Origin of the sequence: Rhizobium sp. BK602 (assembly GCF_014195095.1) — a bacterium.
Lineage (GTDB): Bacteria > Pseudomonadota > Alphaproteobacteria > Rhizobiales > Rhizobiaceae > Rhizobium.
In genome coordinates this window covers 966,755-988,812 of record NZ_JACIBC010000001.1, presented here as the reverse complement: position 1 = coordinate 988,812, position 22,058 = coordinate 966,755, and the positions used below count along the sequence as shown (strand labels likewise).

Genomic DNA, 22,058 nt, shown 5'->3' with positions numbered 1-22,058 from the left:
CGTCTCTAGTGGGTCGAGTCATGGGTTTCAGTCTTTCTTCAAACTACGGTAAATCGGCAGGGAAAGTCCTGGTGGCCATTCTCTTGGCGAGCACCGCGACAGCTTGCAGTTCGGACACGACCCGTTTCAGCGGGCTTTTCTCCAGTTCGCCGGATCGAAGCACGATGACAGGCTCGATCAATCGCGGCGGCGCCCTGAACGGCCCGGACGGCGATCCTGTTCCAAGAGCTGATGTCGCCCAGGATGGCGGCTACCAGCAGCAGGATTATTCGCAACAGAACGCGCCGGTGCGTCGGACCTATCCGAACTCTCCAGCCGGTTACAATCCTTCCTATTCCAGCGCCCGGGTATCGACCGCGCCCGTCGCCATCCAGCGCTCCGAGCTTGCCGCCCCCAGCACATCGCCGGCACGGCAGCGCCCGGCGCCGGTTGCCGAGGGGCAGGCGCTCGCGCAGCCTTTCCCGGCATCGCGCAACAAGGCCGCTACCCGCATGGAGCCGACGCTCGCGCCGGATACGGCTTCGGCTGGCGTCGTCAAGGACGCTGGGGCCTCTGCCGCGAACTCTTCCGGCTGGACGACCGTCAATGCTCCGAGCGTAACGCTACGCCCCGGCGAGAGCGTCGCTCTCCTGTCCCGCCGCTACGGTGTGCCGGAAAAGGAAATCCTGCGGGCCAACGGCCTGAGAAACGGCGCTGGCGCGCAGCCCGGCCAGCAGATCATCATTCCCACCATGAACGGTACGGGCGCTCCGAGCCCAGCAAAGGTTGCTTCGGAAGCGACCGATCTCTCAAGGGGTGGCAAGATGCCCGGCCCCGCCAAGGCGCCGGAGCAGGATGCGGTCGTACTGCCGTCCAACGGTCAGCTGCGCGGCAAATCGCAGGCCGGCCTCGCGGAGCCTGGCAAGCTTGCCGCTGGCAACGGCAAAGGCCCGCTGCCGAAGGGCGACGGCACCTATGTGGTCAAGCCGGGCGACTCTCTCGCCAGGATTGCCCGGAACACCGGTGTGAGCGTCGATGAACTGAAACAGGCAAACCGCTTGCAGTCGGGCGACGGCATCCGTGTCGGCCAGACGCTGCACCTGCAGGGCAACGGTGCGGATGCGATCAAGACCGCCTCCATCGAGCCCCAGAAGTCGGCGGCGAAATCGGTGGCCGCTCCGGTTGTCGAAAAGCAGGCCGCTGTTCAGCAGGACGCAAAACCGGTTACGAAGGTCAGCGCCAAGGTCGCAAGTGCCGCCGATGCTGACGCTTCCAAGCCGCAGGCCGTGGCCAGCATCGCACCGACGCAGTCGGTCAGCGACGCCGCCAACAAGTCCGACGTATCCGCCGACGCACCGGAAGCAACCGGCATCGGCAAGTATCGCTGGCCGGTCCGTGGCGCGGTCATCGCCGGCTACGGCTCCAACGTCAACGGCAGCCGCAATGACGGCATCGATATCTCGGTTCCGTCGGGTACGCCGATCAAGGCTGCCGAAAACGGCGTCGTCATCTATGCCGGCAATGGCCTGAAGCAGCTCGGCAATACGGTCCTGGTTCGCCACGATGACGGTACGGTCACGGTCTACGGCCATGCCGACGCGCTCAGCGTCGCCCGCGGCCAGAAGGTCCAGCGCGGCCAGACGCTCGCGACCTCCGGCATGAGCGGCGACGTCCAGCAGCCGCAGCTTCACTTCGAAGTCCGCAAGAATTCGGCCCCGGTCAACCCAATGACGTTCCTTGAATAGGTAGTGCGTCTCAAGGAGTCTGCAAAAAGCCCGGTCAACACCGGGCTTTTTGTCGTTTGACGATTGAAAGCTGGCTCAGTCCCGCTCCAGAACGATCCTTTGCCGTCCCGCCAGGTCCTGGATATATTGCCAGGCCACGCGTCCGGAGCGCGCGCCGCGCGTGGTCGCCCATTCAAGCGCCTCATGATGCATCTGCTCGCGCTCGAGGCCGAGCTTGAAATGATCGGCATAGGCGTCGATCATCTGCAGATAGTCTTCCTGGCTGCATTTGTGGAAGCCGAGCCAGAGACCGAAGCGATCGGAAAGTGATACCTTTTCCTCGACGGCTTCCGAAGGATTGATCGCCGTCGACTGCTCGTTTTCCATCATGTGGCGCGGCAACAGATGGCGGCGGTTGGAGGTGGCGTAAAACAGCACATTGTCCGGACGTCCTTCGACACCGCCGTCGAGCGCCGCCTTGAGAGACTTGTAGGCCGTGTCGTCATGGTCGAAGGAAAGGTCGTCGCAGAAGAGAATGATACGGTGCGGCGTGGCTTTCAGGATGTCGAGCAGCACCGGCAGCGAGGAAATATCCTCGCGATGCACCTCGATCAGTTTCAGCGAGATGCCGGTCGAGCGGCGCACGTCCTCGTGCACGGCCTTGACGAGCGACGACTTGCCCATGCCGCGCGCGCCCCAGAGCAGGACATTGTTGGCGGCAAAGCCTTCGGCAAAACGCAGTGTGTTTTCGTGGAGGATATCGCGGACGTGATCGACACCGCGAATGAGGCTGAGCGCGACGCGGTTCGGTCGGGCGACGGGCTGCAGATGAAGCCGGGCAGGCGCCCAGACAAAGCAATCGGCGGCGTCCCAGTCATTGATCGCGGGTGCTGGGCCGGCAAGCCGTTCGAGGGCGTTTGCGAGACGGCGGACTTCCGCAAGGATCAGGGCGTTCTGGTTTTCGGTCACCGTTTTTCCTCCAGAAAATTGGTCGGGAAGGTCTTAAATCGTGCCTTGTCTTGTCGGCTATCATGCTCCTTCCGGGGCTGAAAGGCTAAGAGGCCGGGAAAACGGTACGGTTGGCGGCTGTTTTTGTTGCAATCGTCATGCGCGTAACTATATTCCGGCCACCTGACGCGGGGCCTGTTCCCGCTGGAAGTTTAATGGGAGTTCTCGATGTTTATCACCAACGCATATGCGCAGAGCGCGACAGATTCAGCCGCGAGTGCCTTCGGCGGTTCCGGCTTTGAAATGATCATCCTGTTTGTGCCGCTGATGGTCGTTTGGTATTTCCTGCTTATCCGCCCGCAGCGTGCGCAGGCCAAGAAGCGCGACGAGGTCCTGAAGAACATCCGCCGCGGTGACCAGGTCGTCACCGGCGGCGGCATCGTCGGCAAGGTGACCAAGGTTGTCGACGAAAAAGAGCTGGAAGTGGAAATCGCCGAGGGCGTCAAAATCCGCGTCGTTCGCGGCGCGATCTCGGAAGTGCGCGTGAAGGGTGAACCGGTCAAGGCGGACGCCGCGTAAGGTCTTGATGCAGCGGCAGGCCGTCGAGGCCTGCCCATCTTGCACAGGGCTTCGAAGATCGGATTCGACTTTCGCAAGGGATTGTGCACAAATTCAAGGTGTTACTGCGCCGTTTGCATGTGTTCTTGCATGCCCGGCGCGGTAGGAAGCCCAAACTCGAGAGAGCGATGCTGCACGTCTCCTGGTGGAAGACCGCCCTGATCTGGTTCGCCGTTCTCTTGAGCGTCGTTCTTGCCATACCCAATCTGCTCAGCGAAGACCGGCTTTCCTCGTTGCCGTCCTGGCTTGCGCAACGCAAGGTCGGGCTTGGGCTCGATTTGCAGGGCGGTTCGCACATCATGCTCAAGATCGAGCGTGGCGATGTCGTGCGGGATCGGCTGGAAACGGTCGTCGGCGACATCAGTGCACGATTGCGCACGGTCAATATTGCCTATTCCGGATTGACGGGCACCGGTCAGAAAATCCAGCTCCGCATCAACGATCCCGCCCAGGTGCAAGCTGCCGTCAATGCCTTGAAGCCGATCACCGATGCGGCCTCGGGCAAGCTGCAGGCCGTTCTGTCGCAAGGCGACAACGGCGCCCTGACCATCGACATCACCAATGCCGGCATCGACGATGCCCTGTCCGGCATCATGGCGCGGTCGCTGAAGGTCATCCGCAATCGCGTCGGGCAGATCGATGTCGGCGAAGCGATGATCCGTCGGCAGGGGGGCGAGCGCATCGCCATCCAGGTGCCGGGCCTCGGCGATCCACAGCGCCTGAAGGCACTGGTCAATCAGCAGGGCAGTCTCAGCTTCCGTCTGGTCGATCCGTCGATGCCGGTGCAGGATGCCATCAACGGCCGTCCGCCCGCCGGTTCGGAAGTGCTGTTTTCCGAGGATGATCCGCCCGTCGGCTATCTTGTTCAGAGACAGCCGCTTCTCTCGAACATAGACGTCGCCGACGCGGTTGCCGTCTCCAACGTCGAGAATAATGCTGGCACTGTCTCGGTGAGGCTGACGCCGGAGGCGAGCGGCCGGTTCGCGCAGGCGACGGCGGCCAATCTCGGCAAGATCATCGTCGTGGTCCTGGACGGTCAAGTCCTCTCGGCCGCATCGCTGAAAAACGCCATTACCACCGGCGAAATCAATCTCCCAGGCGACTTCACGGCGCAGGGCGCCCAGGATCTGGCCGTGATGCTGAAATCCGGCCCCTTATCGGCGACACTGACCACGGTCGAGGAACGGACCATCAAGCCGGGCCTCGGCAGCGAGACCATGCGTTCGGGCATCATCGCCTGCGTTGTCGCCGCGATTTTCGTCGCGGTACTGATGATCGGCTTCTATGGGCTGCTCGGTGTCGCCGCGACCGCGACGCTCATCGTCAACATGATCATGGTTCTGGCGATCATGGGCCTGTTCGGCATCACGCTGACGCTCCCCGGCATTGCCGCCATCGTGCTGATCATCGGCATCGCACTCGACGCGACCGTACTGATCTACGAGCGCGTGCGCGAGGAGGAAAAGACGACGCACCATCTCTTCGATGCGCTGCGGCACGGCTTCAACAGGGCGGCGGCAACGGTGGCCGACGCCAATCTGACCGTGCTCATCGTCGCGGCCATCCTTTTTTATGTCAGCAGCGGCGCGGTGCGTGGCTTTGCGGCGACCCTGATCGTCGGCGTCTTCACTACCTTCTTCACCGCCTGCTTCGTCACGCGCTCGCTCATCGATGCCTGGATTTCGCATCGCAAGCCGCGCTCGCTGTTGGCTGGCGTGCGCAGCGGCATCTTCGACGGCGCCAATATTCGCTTCATGGGCATTCGCCGCTATACGTTCACCATATCGGCTGCGCTGTCGCTTGCGACCTTGCTCGCTTTCGCCACTGTCGGCATGCATCTCGGCATCGATTTCACCGGCGGCTCAATCCTGGAGGTTCGCGCCAAGCAGGGCGTGGCCGATCCCGCTAATATCCAGCAGCGCCTGCAGGACATCATTGCCGGCGACGTGCGGGTCGAGCGGTTGGATGACCGCCTTGGCGCCGTGATCCGGGTGCATGCGCAGGAGGGCGGCGAGAATGCCGAGCAATCCGCGGTGACCATGGTGCGCGATGAGCTCGGCAAGGACTATGATTTCTCCCGCGTTGAAGTGGTCGGGCCTGCGGTTTCCGGCGAGATTACCAGGACAGCCTCGCTCGCCGTTCTGGCCGCGCTCGCCGCCATCCTCGTCTATATCTGGCTGCGTTTCGAATGGCAGTTCGCCGTCGGTGCGATCGTCGCGACGTTGCACGACGTGATCCTGACGCTCGGCCTCTTCGTGTTGACCGGTATGGAATTCAACATGACGGGGATCGCGGCGCTGCTGACCATCGTCGGCTATTCGCTGAACGACACGATCGTAGTCTATGACCGCATGCGCGAGAATCTGAGGCGCTATTCGCAGATGCCGTTGCCGATCCTGATCGATGCCTCGATCAATCAGACGCTGTCGCGCACGGTTTTGACATCCGCGACGACGTTGTTGGCGCTGTTCGCGCTCTATATATTCGGGGGCGAGGTGATCCGCTCCTTCACCTTCGTCCTGCTCTTCGGCGTCGCGGTCGGCACGTTCTCGTCGATCTATATCGCGGCGCCGGTCCTGATCGTTTTCAAGCTGCGGCCGGATAAGTTCCAGACCGGCGACGAGAACGAGGGAGAAACGGGGAGCGACGTGCAATCAGGCAAACCAGCGGTGTGACAGAGTGGCAAAAGGTATAGAAATCCGGAATGCGCATTTTCCCGGCCGCGCACCGATCGACGCTTACGGCAATGGCGGCTTCCGCTTCGCCGATATGTCGCATCGCGGCTCGCTGCTGTGCCTGCCCTCCGGCATTTACGGCTGGGACATGACGCTGGAGGATGCGCTGACGCCGGCGCATTTCCAGAAGGTGCTCGACGAAGCCGCCCAGATCGAGGTGCTTCTGGTCGGTACGGGCCCGGAATTGCGGCCCCTGCCGGCGGAGCTGAAGGCAGCGCTGCGCGCCAAACAAATTTCCTCCGACCCGATGAGCACCGGAGCCGCCGTACGCACCTTCAACATCATGTTGTCCGAGTCGCGAGCGGTGGCCGCGGCGCTGATCGCCGTTTGACGGGGATCGGATCACGCATGACGACGAATGCCGTTCCTCGCAGCAACCAGGAGATTTGCCTGGCGACGCTCCGCGACACCGATCGAGACCGCTATCTCGCATGCCTGCTGTCGCCGCAGGACAAGCGTGCCGCGCTTGCCGCGCTCTATGCCTTCAGTGCCGAACTGGCGCGTGTCCGCGACCTCGTTCATGAGCCCCTGCCGGGTGAGGTGCGCATGCAATATTGGCGCGACCTGCTGGAAGGGCAGGCGCATGGATCGAGCGCGGCCAATCCCGTTGCGGCCGAGCTGCTGGCCACGATCGAGCAGTACCGTCTGCCGCGCCAGACGTTGATCGACATGGTCGACGCAAGGATCTTCGACCTCTATGACGATCCGATGGAGACCCGCGGCACGCTGGAAGGCTATGCCGGCGAGACGGCCTCGGCACTGATCCAGCTCGCGAGCCTGATATTGTCGCCCGACGATGCACCGCGCTCCGCGGACGCCGCCGGTCATGCCGGCGTGGCGCAGGCCATTGCCGGGCTGCTGCTGCTGATGCCGCTGCATCGCCGGCGTGGCCAGCTTTACCTGCCGCTGGAAATCCTGACGGCAACCGGCCTCGATCGCGATACCTTCCTCGCCGGGGAGGACAAGGCGCGCATTTCCGCCGCCATCGAAGCCTTTGCGGGGCTCGGCCGCGAACATCTGGCGAAGGCGAGGGCCGCCGGCCCTATCGCGCCGGCCGTATTCCCGGCATTCCTGCCGGCGGTGCTGGCCGAACCTGTGCTGAAGCGCGCGCAGACCTTGGGCGCGGGTCTGTTCGATCGGTCGCTTCAAGAGCCGCAATGGCGCAGACAATTGCGCATGGCTCTGGCTTCGATAACAAAGAAAATCTGAATCCGACCACGCTCGCGCAAGTCTCGTGGTTTAAGGAGATTGCCGATGAGAGCAATTCCAGGAAAAGTGCGCAGCGGTTTTCCGTCCGGAATTGCGTCAAAACAAAGATAGAGCGCTTCTGCGATTCTGAGAAACGTTGAGCCGCTCTGGTCGCCCGCATTCATGGAGGAGCCGCCATGGGCATCGTCGTCTGGTGCACACTCTTCGCGATCGTCGTTTTCTTCGCCTTCTTCGCGACGCGCATGGCGTCGCAGAACAAGGAAGACGGCCTGCATGATACGGGGCTTGCCATCCTCGAGTTCGGACGGGCTTTTCCGACCGAAGCGATCCGGCAACTGCAGGCGACCACGAACGGGCAGGCCGTTTTCGTGCGGCTGCATGACGGCAAGGCCGGTTTCATGCGCAGCCTGCGCAATCATTTCAGCGTTCACCTGATCGAGCCGGGGCGGGCGCGAGCCAAGGCTTCGGGAACCGGCCGCGGCCTCACCATCGATTTCCTCGACGCGCCCCATCACAACGGCACATTCGAATTCGCAACGGCGCAGGAAGCCGCCGAGGTCTCGCTCTGGCTGCTGGGCAATTATGTTGCGGGCGATGAAGGCAAGCCCTCCGCCGCCTTGCCGGCGGCGAAGGCGTAATCAAGAGACATCAGGCGCTTTCGGCGACGGCGGGCGTCTCCACGCCGAGCCATTGCGCGCAATCCGCAAGCGCTCGCTTGGCGATCAATTGCCGCTTCATGATTGTCTTGTCCTTGCCACGGAAGCGCTTGACGCCTTCCGGCTTGACGATCGAGCCCGGCTCCAGCTCCGGAAACAGTCCGAAATTGATGTTCATCGGCTGGAAAGACCGCTTTCCCGGCTCCTCGTCGGAAACGATATGGCCGCCGGTGATGTGGTTGAGCAGCGAACCGAGCGCCGTCGTGTCCGGCGGCAGTGACGGGCTTTCGCCCTTGCGTTCGGCTGCGGCGAAGCGGCCGGCGAGCAGACCGATGCTGGCGCTTTCGACATAGCCTTCGCAGCCGGTGATCTGGCCGGCGAAACGCAGGCCCGGCCGCGACTTCAGCACGAGCGAGCGGTCGAGCAGGGTCGGCGAGTTGATGTAGGTATTGCGGTGCAGGCCGCCGAGCCGGGCGAATTCGGCATTCTCCAGACCAGGAATCAGCCGGAAGATCTCGGCCTGTGCCCCATATTTCAGCTTCGTCTGGAAACCGACCATGTTGTAGAGCGTGCCAAGTGCATTGTCCTGACGCAGCTGCACCACCGCATAGGCCTTGACGGTCGGGTTGTGCGCATTGGTCAAGCCCATCGGCTTCATCGGCCCGTGGCGCAATGTCTCGCGGCCGCGCTCGGCCATGACCTCGATCGGCAGGCAGCCATCGAAATAGGGCGTGCCCTCCCATTCCTTGAAACCGACGGCATCGCCGGCGATCAGCGCGTCGAGGAAGGCGTTGTACTGGGCTTCGTCCATCGGGCAGTTGATATAGTCTTTGCCGGTGCCGCCCGGCCCGACCTTGTCGTAGCGGGACTGATACCAGCAAATGTCCATGTTGATGCTGTCGCGATAGACGATCGGCGCGATGGCATCGAAAAAGGCAAGGGCATCCGCGCCGGTCTCGGCCTGGATGGCACCGGCAAGGCCGGGCGCCGTCAACGGGCCGGTGGCGATGATCGCCTGGTCCCATTCCCGCGGCGGCAGTCCCTGGATCTCCTCGCGCTGCACGGTGATCAGCGGATGCTCGTTGATCGCCTGCGTCACCGCCGCCGAGAAGCCGTCGCGGTCCACCGCCAATGCACCGCCGGCCGGAACCTGATGCTTGTCGGCGCAGGCCATGATCAGGGAGCCGGCCATGCGCATTTCCGCATGGATGACGCCAACCGCATTGCTGGTCGCATCGTCGGAGCGGAAGGAGTTGGAGCAGACGAGTTCGGCAAGATCGTCGGTCTTGTGTGCCTCGGTGCCGCGCACGCCGCGCATTTCATGCAGGATGACGGGTACGCCGGCGCTGGCGATCTGCAAGGCGGCCTCGGAGCCGGCAAGGCCGCCACCGATCACATGGATGGGGGAAAAGGAGCTGGTCTTTGTCATGCGCGCGTCATTACCACGGGCAGGCCGGCGATCCAATTGCTTTACGCAGACCCCGGAATCAAAAACGGCGCCGAAGGGCGCCGTCTTGAGGCAGTCCACTTGGTCCGTCGTATTAACGGAAGGAGCGGGAAGCGATGTTGCGGATTTCGTAACGGCTTACGCCGATATCCGACAGGGTCTGGCTGGAAAGGTTGCCGAGTTCGTTCAGGGTGCGGCGGTAGCTGATCCAGTTCTTAGCAATGCGAATCGGGTTCATGATCGTGTCCTCAGTCATTTGGTTGCGAGCGGCGTGATTGCCGTCTCAGCGCTTGAGATACATATAGACATAAGGACGTTGATTTTGCAGTGCGAATAAAAGGCATCTGCTATGCATTTGTGCAATATGACGCCTAAAAACCCGCCAATGCCCAATTTTTATGTGCCATGCATGGGAGGAATGGCTCGGAGGCGGCAGTCCGCTGCTGCGATTGCTAACAAACGCACAAAAAAGAACGCCCGCCGCGGTTGTCCGCAACGGGCGTTGTGAGGCTTTCGCTATCGGCGAAGCCTGTCCGGCGATTAGCGGCCGGTGGCTTCGCGAGCGACGCGATGAATGTCGGAACGGTCGATGCCGAGGTCGTGCAGTTCGCGGGTGCTCATGCGGCCGAGTTCGGAAACGGTCTGACGATACTTGCGCCAGTTGTTGAAAGAGCGGGTCAGGTTCATTGTAAGTCCCTTTCGAGGATCTGGTATCGAGCGGTTCCGCGATTGGTTCCGTCGTCGATCTAATGGATTTAAATATATGCTGCGCCGCGAAAACTAAAAGAGCGAAAGCCTCATGTCACCTATGCATCATTTGCAATCCTCATGGACCTTTTGCCCAAGATGGTGGCTGCTTTGTGTGCAACAGGGTGTCTATGTGGTCCTGCTTCCGAGAGGCGCATAGTTCGCCAAAAATAAGCACTTACGCTCAGGTGTCGGGCAAATGCCCGAATTCCGCCAATATTCGGCGGCGATGCGCGACGTCCTCCATGGTGTTGTCGGGTGCTGTCGCGATGGGCGCGGCGGAATCGAAGGTTCCGACGCCTGACTTGCTTTCCTTGTCTTGATCGACATCGGAGCAAGCGAACGCGATGTTTGTGGTTTTGAGTGCTTTAAACGATTTAGATGGTGGAAAAAATAACGCCCACCGCGGGAGGAGGATGCGGTGGGCGTCATTTGTGGTGATTGACGACTGGGAGGAGGAGTGTCGTCAATCCATCGAAGCGCACTGGGAGGAGGAGAGTGCGGCTCCGAATTCCATGTCAGGAAAATCTTCCCGGGCTCTTTCCGGCTTTCGCCGAAGCGGCGCGCCACCGCCGTCCTTCAATAACCTATCAATAGTATGACTTTTGGATTTTGTGCAGCGCAATAATATCATGGGAGATATGTCTGTCGCGCATGACTCATTCCGGCTTCTCAAGGCAAGCCTTCTGTATGCCGAATAAAGTCTTAATGTTGGATGAATGTGGGGCGGATTTCTTTGGCCGATATGATCGCAAGGTGTCGATCTCGTTCACGTATCGAGATGTGCTAAGACATATGTGGGGTGAGGAATCGCGGGCGGGGCACCATGTATCGAGGCAGGCTTGAGCGTGATCTGAAGATCTGGGTTGACAAGGGGCTGATCGGTGCGCCGGCGGCCGCGGCTATTCTCGGCGAATATGACAGCCGTCCGGCGAGCTTCAGCCTCGGCCGCGTGCTGGCCGCCATGGCGGCGCTGCTGGTCGGGGCCGCCATCCTGCTCTTCGTGGCTTCGAATTGGCAGGAGATCCCACGGATCGTCCGCCTTTTCGGTATCGTCGGGATCATCTGGGCTTTTTATCTCGGCGGCGCCTATGTCGCCGCGCAGGGACGTTCGGTCCTCGCCTCGGCGCTTCTCATTCTCGGAACGATCAGTTTCGGCGGCGCCATGTCGCTGGTTGGCCAGATGTACAATATATCCGGCGATAGCCTGACGATGATGGTCGTGTGGTTCGCCGCCGCTGCTGTCGCGGCTGCGCTGTTTCGCTCGTCGGCGCAGGTCGCGCTTGCCGGGTTCCTGGCCTGGGGGTTCTGTGGCTTCTATCTCTGGGAGCATGCGGATGACTGGTACGGCCCCATGCCCTGGGTGCCTCCGGTCATGGCGGCGGTCGTGATTGTGCTTGTGCGCTATGCTGATGCGCCGCGCGCGCGGCACCTGGCCTATCTCGTCATCGTCGGCTGGCTGACATGGATTTTCGCCCGGCATGAGAGCCTGCGGGCGGCGATCCTGCTCGCCGCCGCCGGCATGGCCGCCTTTCTGGCTGTCAGCCTGCCGGCTTCGCCCTTGCGGCGGATGACGCTGACTGCCGGTGCGGCACCGGCATTCTATAGCTTTCTTGTTGCCGCCATCGGGTTGCTGGCGATCCATGGCGAGATCGACGGCGGCATCCTGGACGAGACTATCTGGGGTCACGGCAAGCTGGCCCTTATCCTGCTCGCCTTCGCGACGCTGGCAAGCGCTGTCGTCGCGATCGCTCTTGTCGGGCGGGACAATGGAGCCGTGCGCTATCTCGCCTATGTCGTGTTCGCCGGCGAGATTCTCTATCTGGCCGGCGAGACGGTCGGCTCGATCATCGGCACCTCGGGCTTTTTCCTGATCTGCGGCGTGCTGGTCGCGGCCGCCGCCTGGCTGGTCATCCGGCTGGAGCGCCGTTTTTCGCATGGTAACGGGCAGGGAGAAAAGGCATGACGCCGATCGTTGATACGAATGCGCCTGGGCGCAATCTCTCCCGCCGCCTGTGGCTTGCGGCCATGATCGTCGCAGCCCTGCAGACAGCCGTCCTTGCCTATATGGTCGGCGAGCGGGCCTGGGGCCTGCGGAGCGGCGTCGAGATCCTGCTGAAAACCGCGCCGGTTGATCCGCGCGATCTGCTGCGCGGCGACTACGTGACGCTGAACTATGACATTTCACGGGTTCCGATCTCGACACTGATCGTCGGCCCGCCGAAGATGAGCCTGAATGCCGTGATCCTGTCCGTTCGCCTGAAGAGGCAGGACGACGGTTACTGGGGCATTGTCGAATCATCATTCGGCGCGCTCGATCCGAAGCCTGACACGGTCGTGCTCAAAAGCTTGCCTTTTGTCGCTTATGCTTTCGATGGCGATCCGACCGACGCATCGCAGGCGATAATCGGGGTCACCTACGGTATTGAGCGCTACTACGTGCCGGAAGGCCAGGGGCGCGAGCTAGAGCATGCCCGCAATGACGGTCGCGTCGCCATCGCGGCCCGTATCTCGCCCGATGGCGTTGCCCATATCAGAAGCCTGCTTCTCGACGGCAAACCTGTGTACGAGGAGCCGCTTTATTGACGATGTTTGTCCATGGAAACCGGATAAGCTTGCGCATGGTCGCGGAACCGTCATTTTTCCTTTGCGTGGTTTGAAACGGGTGATATAGAGACGCCGCGCTCCGGAAGGCCCCATGGGCAGGCATCGCCATGCGGTTTTGGGAACGCGGGTATGGTGAAATTGGTAGACACGCCAGATTTAGGTTCTGGTGCCGCAAGGCGTGGGAGTTCAAGTCTCTCTACCCGCACCAAGGCTGCCTTGTGGACGGGAGAGGCTTAACGGCCTGCCTCCCGACCCGCTGTTGGAAGCGCCATTTTGCCTTGAGCATCCCGCTTTCAAGTCGAAGGCGGACAAGATGTTCGGAGACAGGGCTGCCTTTAGCGCGTTCGATTGGAACGCGCGGCGCTCTGGCAGAATGACAAGGAATTGCATCCAAGCCACGCTCGGATTTTCCGGCGTCGTGCTCATCGAAACGAACGGCTGTCCGAGCACGGCCGGCATGAATGAAGGTAGGACAATGCAGGTTATCGAAACGCTCGCTGAAGGGCTGAAGCGCGAAATCAAGGTGGTCATCCCCGCCAAGGACATGGAAGTTCGCATGAACGAACGCCTGGCCGAGGTCAAGGACAAGGTCCGTATCAACGGCTTCCGTCCGGGCAAGGTGCCGGTTGCGCATCTGAAGAAGGTCTACGGCAAGTCGATCATGGCCGACCTGGTCAACGAGATCGTTCGCGACCAGCCGCCGGCGATCCTGACCGAGCGCGGCGAAAAGTCGGCAACCCAGCCGGAAATCGCCATGACCGAGGACAAGGACGAGGCTGAGAAGATCCTCGCCGCCGAGGCCGATTTCGAATTCACGCTCTCCTACGAAGTCATTCCGGCGATCGAACTGAAGTCCGTCAAGGGCATCAAGGTCACCCGCGAAGTCGCGGAGATCGCCGAAGACGAAGTCACCGAGCAGATCCTGAAGATCGCTGAAAGCGCTCGCAGCTACGAAACCAAGAAGGGCAAGGCCGCCAATGGCGACCGCGTCACCATCGATTACCTCGGCAAGGTCGATGGCGTTGCCTTCGACGGCGGCAAGGACGAAGATTCCCAGCTGGTTCTCGGCTCCAACCGCTTCATCCCGGGCTTCGAAGAGCAGCTCGTCGGCGTCAAGGCTGGCGACGAGAAGGTCATCACCGTGACCTTCCCGGCTGAATATCCGGCCAAGAACCTCGCCGGCAAGGAAGCCACCTTCGACATCACCGTCAAGGAAGTTGCCGCTCCCGGCGACGTCGAGATCAACGACGAACTCGCCTCCAAGCTCGGCCTGGAATCGGCCGACCGCCTGAAGGAAATCGTCCGCGGCCAGATCGAAAGCCAGTACGGTTCGGTCACCCGCCAGAAGGTCAAGCGCCAGATCCTCGACCAGCTCGACGAAATGTACCAGTTCGACACGCCGCAGAAGCTGGTCGAAGCCGAATTCGCCAGCATCTGGCGCCAGATCCAGGCTGATCTCAGCGAATCCGGCAAGACCTTCGAAGACGAAGACACGACGGAAGAAAAGGCTCGCGAAGACTACCGCAAGCTGGCCGAACGCCGCGTCCGCCTCGGCCTCGTTCTCTCCGAAATCGGCGAAAAGGCCGGCGTCGAAGTGAGCGAAGACGAACTGCAGCGCGCGCTTTACGCCCAGCTCCAGCAGTTCCCGGGCCAGGAAAAGGAAATCCTGGACTTCTTCCGCAACACGCCCGGCGCTTCCGCCAACCTGCGCGCCCCGATCTTCGAAGAAAAGGTCATCGATCACCTGCTGACCGAAGTCGACGTCACCGACAAGACCGTTTCCAAGGAAGCGCTGCTGGCGGACGACGAAGCCGAAGACAAGCCGGCCGCCAAGAAGGCCGCTCCGAAGAAGAAGGCTGCCGCCAAGGCTGAAGCTGCCGAAGGCGAAGAAGCTGCTGCTGCGCCGAAGAAGAAGGCCGCCCCGAAGAAGAAGGCTGCTGAAGACAGCGCCGAATAATCGGTTTTTCTTCCGGACTGAAATCAGGCCCTGCCGTTCGCGGCGGGGCTTTTTTTCGTTAGTGGGGTTGGGTGGGTGAGCATGGCATAGACTCCCTCTCCCCGCATGCGGGGAGAGGGCTGGGGTGAGGGGCCGCCAGCTATCGGCTGGACAGAGAGTTATCGTTTGTTTTGCGCGGGAAAGAACCGCAGATCAGGCGCGTCCACCGTGTCTGTGAGCCGGTCATCACAAATGGCAACGATGGTTTCAAGAACTGACGACATTGCTGTCAGCGCATCAACATTCCAGAAACGGACGACGGATCAACCCTGGCCATTCATAAAAGCATCACGTTGAAGATCATGAGCATTATTGAGGTGCTGGCTGCCATCGAGTTCTACAATGAGATACTTTTCACGGCAGGCAAAATCGGCAAAGTAGGGTCCTACGGGATGCTGCCGGACGAACTTAAAGCCATTCAGGCGCCGGTCACGCAGCTCCGACCATAATTTTGCTTCCGCGTCATTATCTGATTGGCGCAGAGTACGGGCTCGTTGTGTTGTTTCTGGTTTAGGACCACGCAATTGACTGTCCTCGTGAATGGCCCCTCACCCTCTCCCCGTTTTACGGGGAGAGGGGACTATTCCACAATTGTGAGGTTCGTCGCTCCTTCAAAGCTCCGACTTGATATCGCCCATGCGGTTCCAGGCATCGAGGCCAGCGATCTTGTAGGCTTCGGCGAGTGTCGGGTAGTTGAAGGTGTTCTCGACGAAATATTCCACCGTGCCCTTGAGATTCAGCACGGCCTGGCCGATGTGCACGAGTTCGGTTGCGCCTTCGCCGACGATATGGACGCCGAGCAGGCGGCGGGTCTTCAGCGAGAAGATCAGCTTCAGGAGGCCGGTATCGAGGCCCATGATATGGCCGCGAGAGGTCTCGCGGAAGCGGGCGATGCCGCATTCATAGGGGATGTGCCGTTCCTTGACCTCTTCCTCGGAAAGGCCGCAGGTAGAGATTTCCGGCACGGCATAGATGCCGTAGGGGAAGTATTTCGGCGGCTCCTTGGCGATGGCGCCGACAGCGACGCGGGCGGCGATGCGGCCTTGTTCCATCGAGGTCGAGGCCAGGCTCGGAAAACCGACGACGTCGCCGGCCGCGAAAATATGCGGCACGCTGGTGGCGAAGGTTTCCGGATTGACGCTGAGCCGGCCACGGCCGTCGGCCTCCAGGCCGGCAGCGGGGAGATTGAGCGTATCGGTCGCTCCCATGCGGCCGGCGGCGAACAGAACCATGTCGGTGACGATGCGGCGGCCGTTATCGAGCGTCAGCTCGACCTTGCCATCCTGGCGGACAACCTTATCGGCCTTCTGGCCAAGCAGCAGCTTCATGTTGCGGTCGCGGAGCTGATAGATGAAATCCTCGACGATCTCCTTGTCGATGAAATCGAGCATGGTCGATTTCGGATCGATCAGCGTCACTTGCGTATCGAGCGCGCTGAAAATCGTCGCATATTCGATGCCGATGACGCCGGCGCCGATAACGACCATGGAGCGTGGCAGCTGCTCGATCTCCAGCAGCTCGTCGCTGTCGAGAACGGTCTTGCCGTCGAAGGGCATGTAGTCCGGGCGGAAGGGCTTCGTGCCGACGGCAAGCAGAATGCTCGCGGCGCTGACGTTGACGATTTCGCCGTCATCCTTCACGACCTGCATGGTCCGGGGATCGATGAAGCTCGCGCGGCCGCGAATGTGCTGCACGCGATTGCGGGCAAACTGATGCTCCAGCACTTCGACCTCGTGATCGAGGGTGATCAGCAGACGGCGGCGCAGATCCTCGGCGCTGATCTCCTGCTTGACCCTGTAGGCGCGGCCATAGAAGCCGCGTTCGCGCCAGCCGGAGAGATTGAGCGCCGTCTCGCGCAGCGTCTTTGAGGGAATGGTGCCGGTATGGACGGACACGCCGCCGACACGCTTGCCCTGTTCGATCACGAGCACCTTCTTGCCGAGCTTGGCAGCCTGAATGGCGCCTCTGCGGCCGGCAGGGCCGCTGCCCACGACGAGGAGATCGAATTGGTCCATGGGAAAGCCTCGGATGTTTGAATACGGAATCAATGTCGCAATGCAACATGCAGTCCGTCAACCGGTAGCGGCTCAATGTTACAGATTATCTAACAGGGAAGGCGCGATATTCAGGAGTTCGGGAGGCCGAGCCAGGGCTCCAGCTTCTCGAATGTCCGGTCCATCGCATAGGCATGGGTGAAGGAGAGGGGCAGGTGGCCATAGATGATCGACATCTGGCCTTCCGCGGTGGCCTCGCCGGTCTTGGCGATTGCAGCGAGATAAAGGGCCGAGGCCAGTCCCGTGCGGTCGGCGCCCGCCTGGCAATGGATCAGGAGTGGTTTCGGCGCATCGCGCATGATCTCGACCAGCCGTGAAGCCTGTTCCTGGGTAAGCTCATGGCTGGACGACATGCCGAAATCGATGTGGGTGATGTTCAGCTCTTTCGCCTGGGCGACCTCATTGTCGTACCAGGCGTGGCCGGTATTGTTGCCGCGCAGATTGATGATCGTCTTGATGCCGTATTGCTTCTGCAGTTCCGCGATCGTGGCGGCCGAGGGCTGCGAGGAGCGGTAGACCTCGCCGGCGATGACCGGATGGAAATTCGTCGTCCACAGCATATGGGCATAGAAGCCGCCGGCGACCAATGCGAATGGCGAGATGGCAAGGAACGCGGCACGGCCGATACGGCGTAAACGGCGGGAGAGCGGCGACGAGGGCTTCAGCATGTGGTCTCCGGGCACGCCGAACCTCGAACGGGCGGGCGCAATCAAAACAACAGCTTCCGGAGGCGAACGGGCCGATACGGTAGCATCGCCCTTTTGCCAGATCATCCTGACGCCTACCTGAAAAGCGATAGCCGGCGGCGCGCGATGTCGAGGACAGGCCAGACTGCGGACGAGCAAGGTGCGCCGGCCGCAGAAAGTAATTTGAAAATAAAAAAGATATTATCTTTTTCTAATGTCTTACATTGCGTGATGTGCGCCCGAATTAGAACAATCGCAGCGCCCTGAAACTGACATGACCGTTCTTGCCGATGATAACATGATCGTGAACGGTGATACCGAGGGGCTTGGCCGTGTCGACGATCGTCTTGGTCATGTCGATATCGGCGCGTGAGGGCGTCGGGTCGCCCGAGGGATGGTTGTGCACGAGAATCACGGCGGTGGCTGAGAGCTCCAGCGCCCGCCGCACCACCTCGCGCGGATAGACCGGCGTGTGGTCGATCGTCCCATGGCCCTGCACCTCGTCGGCGATCAGCGCGTTGCGCTTGTCGAGAAACAGGATGCGGAATTGTTCGCGTGTCTCATGCGCCATCGCCGTGTGACAATAGTCGATCAGGGCTTTCCAGGAGGATAGTACCGGCTTACCGGCGATCTCGCTCTTCAGCATGCGCTGGGCAACGCTCGCCACCAGCTTCAGATCCAGTGCCACGGCCTCGCCGACGCCGCTGACTTCCTGCAACAGATGCGCGGGCGCGCCGAAAACGCCGCCGAGCGTGCCGAAGCGTGCAAGCAGCGCCTTGGCGATCGGCTTGGTGTCACGGCGCGGGATCAGCCGGAACAGCAGCAATTCAAGGATTTCGTAATCGGCAAGCGCTGCATCGCCGCTGTCGCGATAGCGGTTGCGCAGCCGCTCGCGATGGCCGTGATAATGCGCTTCGGCAGGGGCGGGTGTATTCTGTGGCTTCGCTGCCTTGTTGAGCCGGCCGGTTTTGGCGGCTTGAGGCGCGAAAAACAGCCGCTCGTCGAAAAGCGATGCGTCTTCAAGCCCATCCGTCGCCCCGCCGCCATCGATGGGCATGTCGCCATGACCGGAGGAAGAAGCGGGGCGTTTCGCCATGAATTATGCCTGCAGCGGCGGCAGGCCGGGGCGGTCGAGGCCGCCGGGCGACAGGGTGAAGATCTCGCAGCCGGTCGCGGTGACGCCGACCGTGTGTTCGTATTGGGCCGACAGCGAGCGGTCGCGGGTGACGGCCGTCCAGCCGTCGCCGAGTACCTTCACATGCGGACGGCCGAGATTGATCATCGGCTCGATGGTGAAGATCATGCCCTCACGCAGTTCCGGACCTTCGCTGGCGCGGCCATAATGCAGGATGTTGGGCGAATCGTGGAACAGGCTGCCGACTCCATGGCCGCAGAAGTCGCGAACGACCGAGCAGCGTTCCCCTTCGGCATAGGTCTGGATAGCTTCGCCGATGGCGCCGGTGCGCGCGCCTGGGCGAACGGCGGCGATGCCGCGCACAAGGGATTCGTAGGTCACTTCCAGCAGCCGTTCGGCCGAGCGCTTGATCTCGCCGACCGGATACATGCGGCTGGAATCGCCATGCCATCCGTCGAGCACATAGGTCACATCGATATTGACGATATCGCCTTCGCGCAGCGGCTTGTCGTTGGGAATGCCATGGCAGACCACATGGTTGATCGAGGTGCAGGAGGATTTCGTATAGCCGCGATAGTTCAGGGTCGCCGGATAGGCGCCGTGATCCATGCCGAATTCGAAGACGAAGCGATCGATGGTGTCGGTCGGCACGCCAGGTGCGACGATGGCGGCCAGTTCATCGAGGCAGCGGGCGGTGAGCTGGCACGCCTTGCGCATTCCCGCAAAGGCATCCGGCCCGTAGAGGCGGATCGCCCCCGTATTTTTCGCCGGCGCCGTTGCCGCTTCGATGTAATTCACCATGGTCAGCCTTCAGTGGAAATCTTTATACTTGGTATCTAATGCAGCTATGCCGGGTTCGTCTATCGGGATCAACCCTGCCGGCGCTATTTCCGTGGGCGAAACCCTGCATTTCAGAGCATAGACTTCGACGCCGCGCTTCAAGGCCCGTTCGAAGGCCGCGGCATAGATGGGGTCGAGATCGCCGCATACGCGAAAGCGATGGCAATCGTGCCGCTGGATCACGAACAGCATGACGGCGCGGTATCCCGCCTCCGCCATGTCGCCCAGCTCTTCGAGATGTTTGGCCCCCCGGGCCGTGGCCGTATCGGGAAATTCGGCGAGGCCGGGCCGGCGCATGAAATGGACGTTCTTGACCTCCACATAGGTGGTCGTCCGCAGCGGGTCGGTCAAGAGCAGGTCGATGCGGGAGTTGCGGCCGTAATTCTGCTCGCGCCGCACGGTCGTGTAGTCGCCAAGATCGGCGACCTGGCCAAGAGCGATGGCTTCCGCCGCCAGCCGGTTCGGCATGGCCGTATTGACACCGACCGTGGTGCCGTCGGCCTCGATCAGCTCGAAGACATGGCGATATTTCCGCTTGGGACTGTCATGCTCGGAGAGCCAGATGCGCGATCCGGGCGTCGTCAGGCCTTGCATCGAACCGGTATTCGGGCAGGAGCCGGTGATGATCTCACCATTCTCCAGCTCGGCGTCGAACAGGAAGCGCTTGTAGCGGGCGATCAGCCGCGCGGGAACGAGAGGCGGATGGAAGAGCATGGATTGCCGCTCAGGCGCGCTCCATGACATAGCTGCCCGGCGCTTCCTCGATGGCGTTGAGGGCCGCGCCGCCAGGCTTGCGCGCATCGGTCATGCGCTTGTCCTGAGCAAGTATCCAGCCATGCCAATGCGGCCACCAGGAGCCCGGCGTTTCCGTGGCCTGCGCCAGCCATTGGTCGTATTCGCCCTTGATCGCCCCGCCGGTCCAGAACTGGTACTTATGCTTGTCCGGCGGATTGACGACGCCGGCGATATGGCCGGAGCCGGTGACCACGAATTCCACCGGCCCGCCGAAGAACTGGCTGCCGACGAAGACGGACTTGGCCGGCGCGATATGGTCCTCGCGCGTGGCGAGATTATAGACGGGGATCTTGACGTCCTTCAGCGACAGGGTCTTGCCGTCGAGCACCATCTTGCCCTGGCTCAGCGCGTTGTTGAGATAGCAATTGCGCAGATAAAACGAATGGTTGGCCGCTGCCATTCGAGTGGAATCGGCGTTCCAGAACAGAAGATCGAAGGGTAGCGGGTCCTGGCCCTTCAGGTAGCTGTTGACGAAATAGGGCCAGATCAGCTCGGAGGCGCGCAGCATGTTGAAGGCGGTGGCCATCTTCGAACCTTCGAGATAGCCGAGGGCGTTCATCTGCTGTTCGAGTGCGGCGATCTGTTCCTCATCGACGAAAACCTTGAGATCGCCGGCGAAGGTGAAGTCGACCTGCGTCGTCAGGAAGGTCACCGTGCGGATACGCTTGTTCTTTTCCTTGGCATGCAGGGCAAGCGTGGCCGCCAGCAGCGTGCCGCCGACGCAGTAGCCGACGGCGTTGACCTCTCTCTCGCCGGTCGCCTTCTCGACGGTTGCCAGCGCGAAATCGATGCCTTCGCGAGCGTAAGCGGTCCAGTCCTTGGCGGCATGCCGATTATCCGGATTGACCCAGGAGATGACGAAGACCGTGTGCCCCTGTTCCACGCACCATTTGATGAAGGATTTCTGCGGGTTGAGGTCGAGAATGTAGAATTTGTTGATCCATGGCGGGCAGATCAGCAAGGGCCGCTTCAGCACCTTCTCGGTGGTCGCCTCATATTGGATGATCTGGCAGACATCGCTTTGGGCGATCACCTTGCCGGGCGTCAGCGCCATGTTCTTTCCGACGGCGAATTTGCTCATGTCGGTCTGGCGCAGATGCAGTTCGCCGCGCCCGGCGCTGATGTCCTCGGCAAACATCTTCATGCCGCGCACCAGGTTTTCCGCGTTGGAGGCGACCGTTTCGCGATAGAGCTGCGGATTGGTCGCGACGAAATTGGTCGGCGACAGCGCCGCCGTGATCTGCCTGGTATAGAAGGTGGCCTTGTGTCGCGTATGCTCGTCCAGCCCCTCGGCGTCGCTGACCAGCTTCTCCACCCATCCCGAGGTCAGGAGATAGGTCTGGCGGAGGAAGTCGAAGAAGGGGTTCTTCTGCCAATCCTCGTCGGCAAAGCGCTTGTCCTTGACGGGTTCGGGCGCGGCCTCCGTCGACGAATCGCCGCTGAGGCGCTGCATGGTCTTCGTCCACAGGCCGAAATAGCCGGACAGGAGATGGGTTTGCGCTTCGAGCGTCCTGCGTGGATCGGAAAGCCAATATTCGCCGACCTTGGAAAGCGTCTTGACCATGTCGGTGATCGGATCGGCGACGGTATCGACCTTCTCGCCGCTTTCGCGCGGCGCAAGCCAGGCGGAGGCGGCCTTGCCGAGGTTTTCCAGCGCGCGGGCAAAGTTGACGGCCATCGCCTCGGGATCCCTGACGATATAGGGCTCGACCGATTTCGGATCGAAGCCGGGAAAGGCGCCGTTGCCTTCACTTTTGTCCCGCTTGCTGTCGGTCACGCATCATCCTCCCGGCGGCAAATCTCTTTTGTTTTCCATTTGTACATCTTGCGGGAAAAGGAATACAAGTCGAATGAAACGCAACCCTGCTCTTGCTTTGCCGCT

Annotated in this window: 19 protein-coding genes, 1 tRNA gene and 1 pseudogene; 10 read left to right on the top strand and 11 right to left on the bottom strand. The window is 61.5% G+C overall.

Annotated elements, in window-relative coordinates:
• Positions 1–20 precede the first annotated feature (20 nt).
• The gene (locus FHX11_RS04825) at positions 21–1,724 is read left to right on the top strand and encodes a LysM peptidoglycan-binding domain-containing M23 family metallopeptidase (protein ID WP_184355541.1); all 1,704 of its coding nucleotides are present in this window, start codon (positions 21–23) and stop codon (positions 1,722–1,724) included.
• A gap of 75 nt (positions 1,725–1,799) precedes the next feature.
• Here the strand turns inward: FHX11_RS04825 and FHX11_RS04820 are convergent, their stop codons facing one another.
• A complete protein-coding gene (locus FHX11_RS04820; protein WP_184355539.1) occupies positions 1,800–2,672 on the bottom strand; it encodes an ATP-binding protein in 873 nt (290 codons plus the stop codon).
• Between the two features lie 207 nt (positions 2,673–2,879).
• Between FHX11_RS04820 and yajC the strand changes: the two genes are divergently transcribed.
• The 5 genes from yajC (at position 2,880) to FHX11_RS04795 (ending at position 7,851) form a co-directional block, all read left to right on the top strand.
• Positions 2,880–3,230: a preprotein translocase subunit YajC gene (gene yajC / locus FHX11_RS04815; protein ID WP_184355537.1), complete on the top strand. Its 351-nt coding sequence runs from the start codon at positions 2,880–2,882 to the stop codon at positions 3,228–3,230.
• A gap of 167 nt (positions 3,231–3,397) precedes the next feature.
• Positions 3,398–5,944: a protein translocase subunit SecDF gene (gene secDF, locus FHX11_RS04810; RefSeq protein ID WP_184355535.1), complete on the top strand. Its 2,547-nt coding sequence runs from the start codon at positions 3,398–3,400 to the stop codon at positions 5,942–5,944.
• A gap of 4 nt (positions 5,945–5,948) precedes the next feature.
• Positions 5,949–6,335, top strand: a complete 387-nt coding sequence (locus FHX11_RS04805; protein ID WP_184355533.1) for an Mth938-like domain-containing protein — start codon at positions 5,949–5,951, stop codon at positions 6,333–6,335.
• Positions 6,336–6,352: 17 nt separating this feature from the next.
• On the top strand, positions 6,353–7,213 hold the full coding sequence (locus tag FHX11_RS04800) for a phytoene/squalene synthase family protein (protein WP_184355531.1): 861 nt from the start codon (positions 6,353–6,355) through the stop codon (positions 7,211–7,213).
• A gap of 176 nt (positions 7,214–7,389) precedes the next feature.
• Positions 7,390–7,851 carry a hypothetical protein gene (locus tag FHX11_RS04795; RefSeq protein WP_184355529.1) on the top strand — a complete coding sequence of 154 codons (462 nt, stop codon included), beginning with the start codon at positions 7,390–7,392 and terminating at the stop codon, positions 7,849–7,851.
• Between the two features lie 10 nt (positions 7,852–7,861).
• On the opposite strand, the gene trmFO is transcribed toward FHX11_RS04795, so the two are convergent.
• The 3 genes from trmFO to FHX11_RS04780 all read right to left on the bottom strand — a co-directional run bounded on the left by trmFO (position 7,862) and on the right by FHX11_RS04780 (position 10,003).
• A complete protein-coding gene (gene trmFO / locus FHX11_RS04790; RefSeq protein WP_184355527.1) occupies positions 7,862–9,298 on the bottom strand; it encodes a methylenetetrahydrofolate--tRNA-(uracil(54)-C(5))-methyltransferase (FADH(2)-oxidizing) TrmFO in 1,437 nt (478 codons plus the stop codon).
• A gap of 112 nt (positions 9,299–9,410) precedes the next feature.
• Positions 9,411–9,554, bottom strand: coding sequence for a DUF1127 domain-containing protein (locus tag FHX11_RS04785; protein ID WP_007690982.1), 144 nt, complete (start codon positions 9,552–9,554; stop codon positions 9,411–9,413).
• A gap of 302 nt (positions 9,555–9,856) precedes the next feature.
• On the bottom strand, positions 9,857–10,003 hold the full coding sequence (locus FHX11_RS04780; protein ID WP_184355525.1) for a DUF1127 domain-containing protein: 147 nt from the start codon (positions 10,001–10,003) through the stop codon (positions 9,857–9,859).
• Between the two features lie 886 nt (positions 10,004–10,889).
• Between FHX11_RS04780 and FHX11_RS04775 the strand changes: the two genes are divergently transcribed.
• The 4 genes from FHX11_RS04775 to tig all read left to right on the top strand — a co-directional run bounded on the left by FHX11_RS04775 (position 10,890) and on the right by tig (position 14,627).
• The gene (locus FHX11_RS04775) at positions 10,890–12,029 is read left to right on the top strand and encodes a DUF2157 domain-containing protein (protein ID WP_184355523.1); all 1,140 of its coding nucleotides are present in this window, start codon (positions 10,890–10,892) and stop codon (positions 12,027–12,029) included.
• Complete coding sequence (locus tag FHX11_RS04770) at positions 12,026–12,649, top strand: GDYXXLXY domain-containing protein (RefSeq protein WP_184355521.1); 624 nt, start codon at positions 12,026–12,028, stop codon at positions 12,647–12,649. Before FHX11_RS04775 ends, FHX11_RS04770 begins: the two co-directional genes overlap by 4 nt.
• A 144-nt stretch (positions 12,650–12,793) precedes the next feature.
• A tRNA-Leu gene (locus FHX11_RS04765) sits at positions 12,794–12,878 on the top strand.
• A 267-nt stretch (positions 12,879–13,145) separates the two neighbouring features.
• The gene (tig, locus tag FHX11_RS04760) at positions 13,146–14,627 is read left to right on the top strand and encodes a trigger factor (protein WP_184355519.1); all 1,482 of its coding nucleotides are present in this window, start codon (positions 13,146–13,148) and stop codon (positions 14,625–14,627) included.
• A gap of 158 nt (positions 14,628–14,785) precedes the next feature.
• On the opposite strand, the pseudogene FHX11_RS04755 reads toward tig, so the two are convergent.
• The 7 genes and pseudogenes from FHX11_RS04755 to phaC form a co-directional block, all read right to left on the bottom strand.
• A pseudogene (locus tag FHX11_RS04755) lies at positions 14,786–15,190 on the bottom strand (endonuclease domain-containing protein).
• A gap of 87 nt (positions 15,191–15,277) precedes the next feature.
• Complete coding sequence (sthA, locus tag FHX11_RS04750; RefSeq protein WP_184355517.1) at positions 15,278–16,681, bottom strand: Si-specific NAD(P)(+) transhydrogenase; 1,404 nt, start codon at positions 16,679–16,681, stop codon at positions 15,278–15,280.
• Positions 16,682–16,791: 110 nt separating this feature from the next.
• Positions 16,792–17,388, bottom strand: coding sequence for a dual specificity protein phosphatase family protein (locus FHX11_RS04745; protein WP_184355515.1), 597 nt, complete (start codon positions 17,386–17,388; stop codon positions 16,792–16,794).
• Positions 17,389–17,650: 262 nt separating this feature from the next.
• Positions 17,651–18,502 (bottom strand): DNA repair protein RadC, encoded by an 852-nt coding sequence (gene radC / locus FHX11_RS04740; protein WP_184355513.1) that lies wholly within the window; start codon positions 18,500–18,502, stop codon positions 17,651–17,653.
• Between the two features lie 3 nt (positions 18,503–18,505).
• On the bottom strand, positions 18,506–19,342 hold the full coding sequence (map, locus tag FHX11_RS04735; RefSeq protein ID WP_184355511.1) for a type I methionyl aminopeptidase: 837 nt from the start codon (positions 19,340–19,342) through the stop codon (positions 18,506–18,508).
• Positions 19,343–19,351: 9 nt separating this feature from the next.
• A complete protein-coding gene (gene sfsA, locus FHX11_RS04730; RefSeq protein ID WP_184355509.1) occupies positions 19,352–20,095 on the bottom strand; it encodes a DNA/RNA nuclease SfsA in 744 nt (247 codons plus the stop codon).
• Positions 20,096–20,105: 10 nt separating this feature from the next.
• Positions 20,106–21,953 (bottom strand): class I poly(R)-hydroxyalkanoic acid synthase, encoded by a 1,848-nt coding sequence (gene phaC / locus FHX11_RS04725; RefSeq protein ID WP_184355507.1) that lies wholly within the window; start codon positions 21,951–21,953, stop codon positions 20,106–20,108.
• Positions 21,954–22,058: the final 105 nt, after the last annotated feature.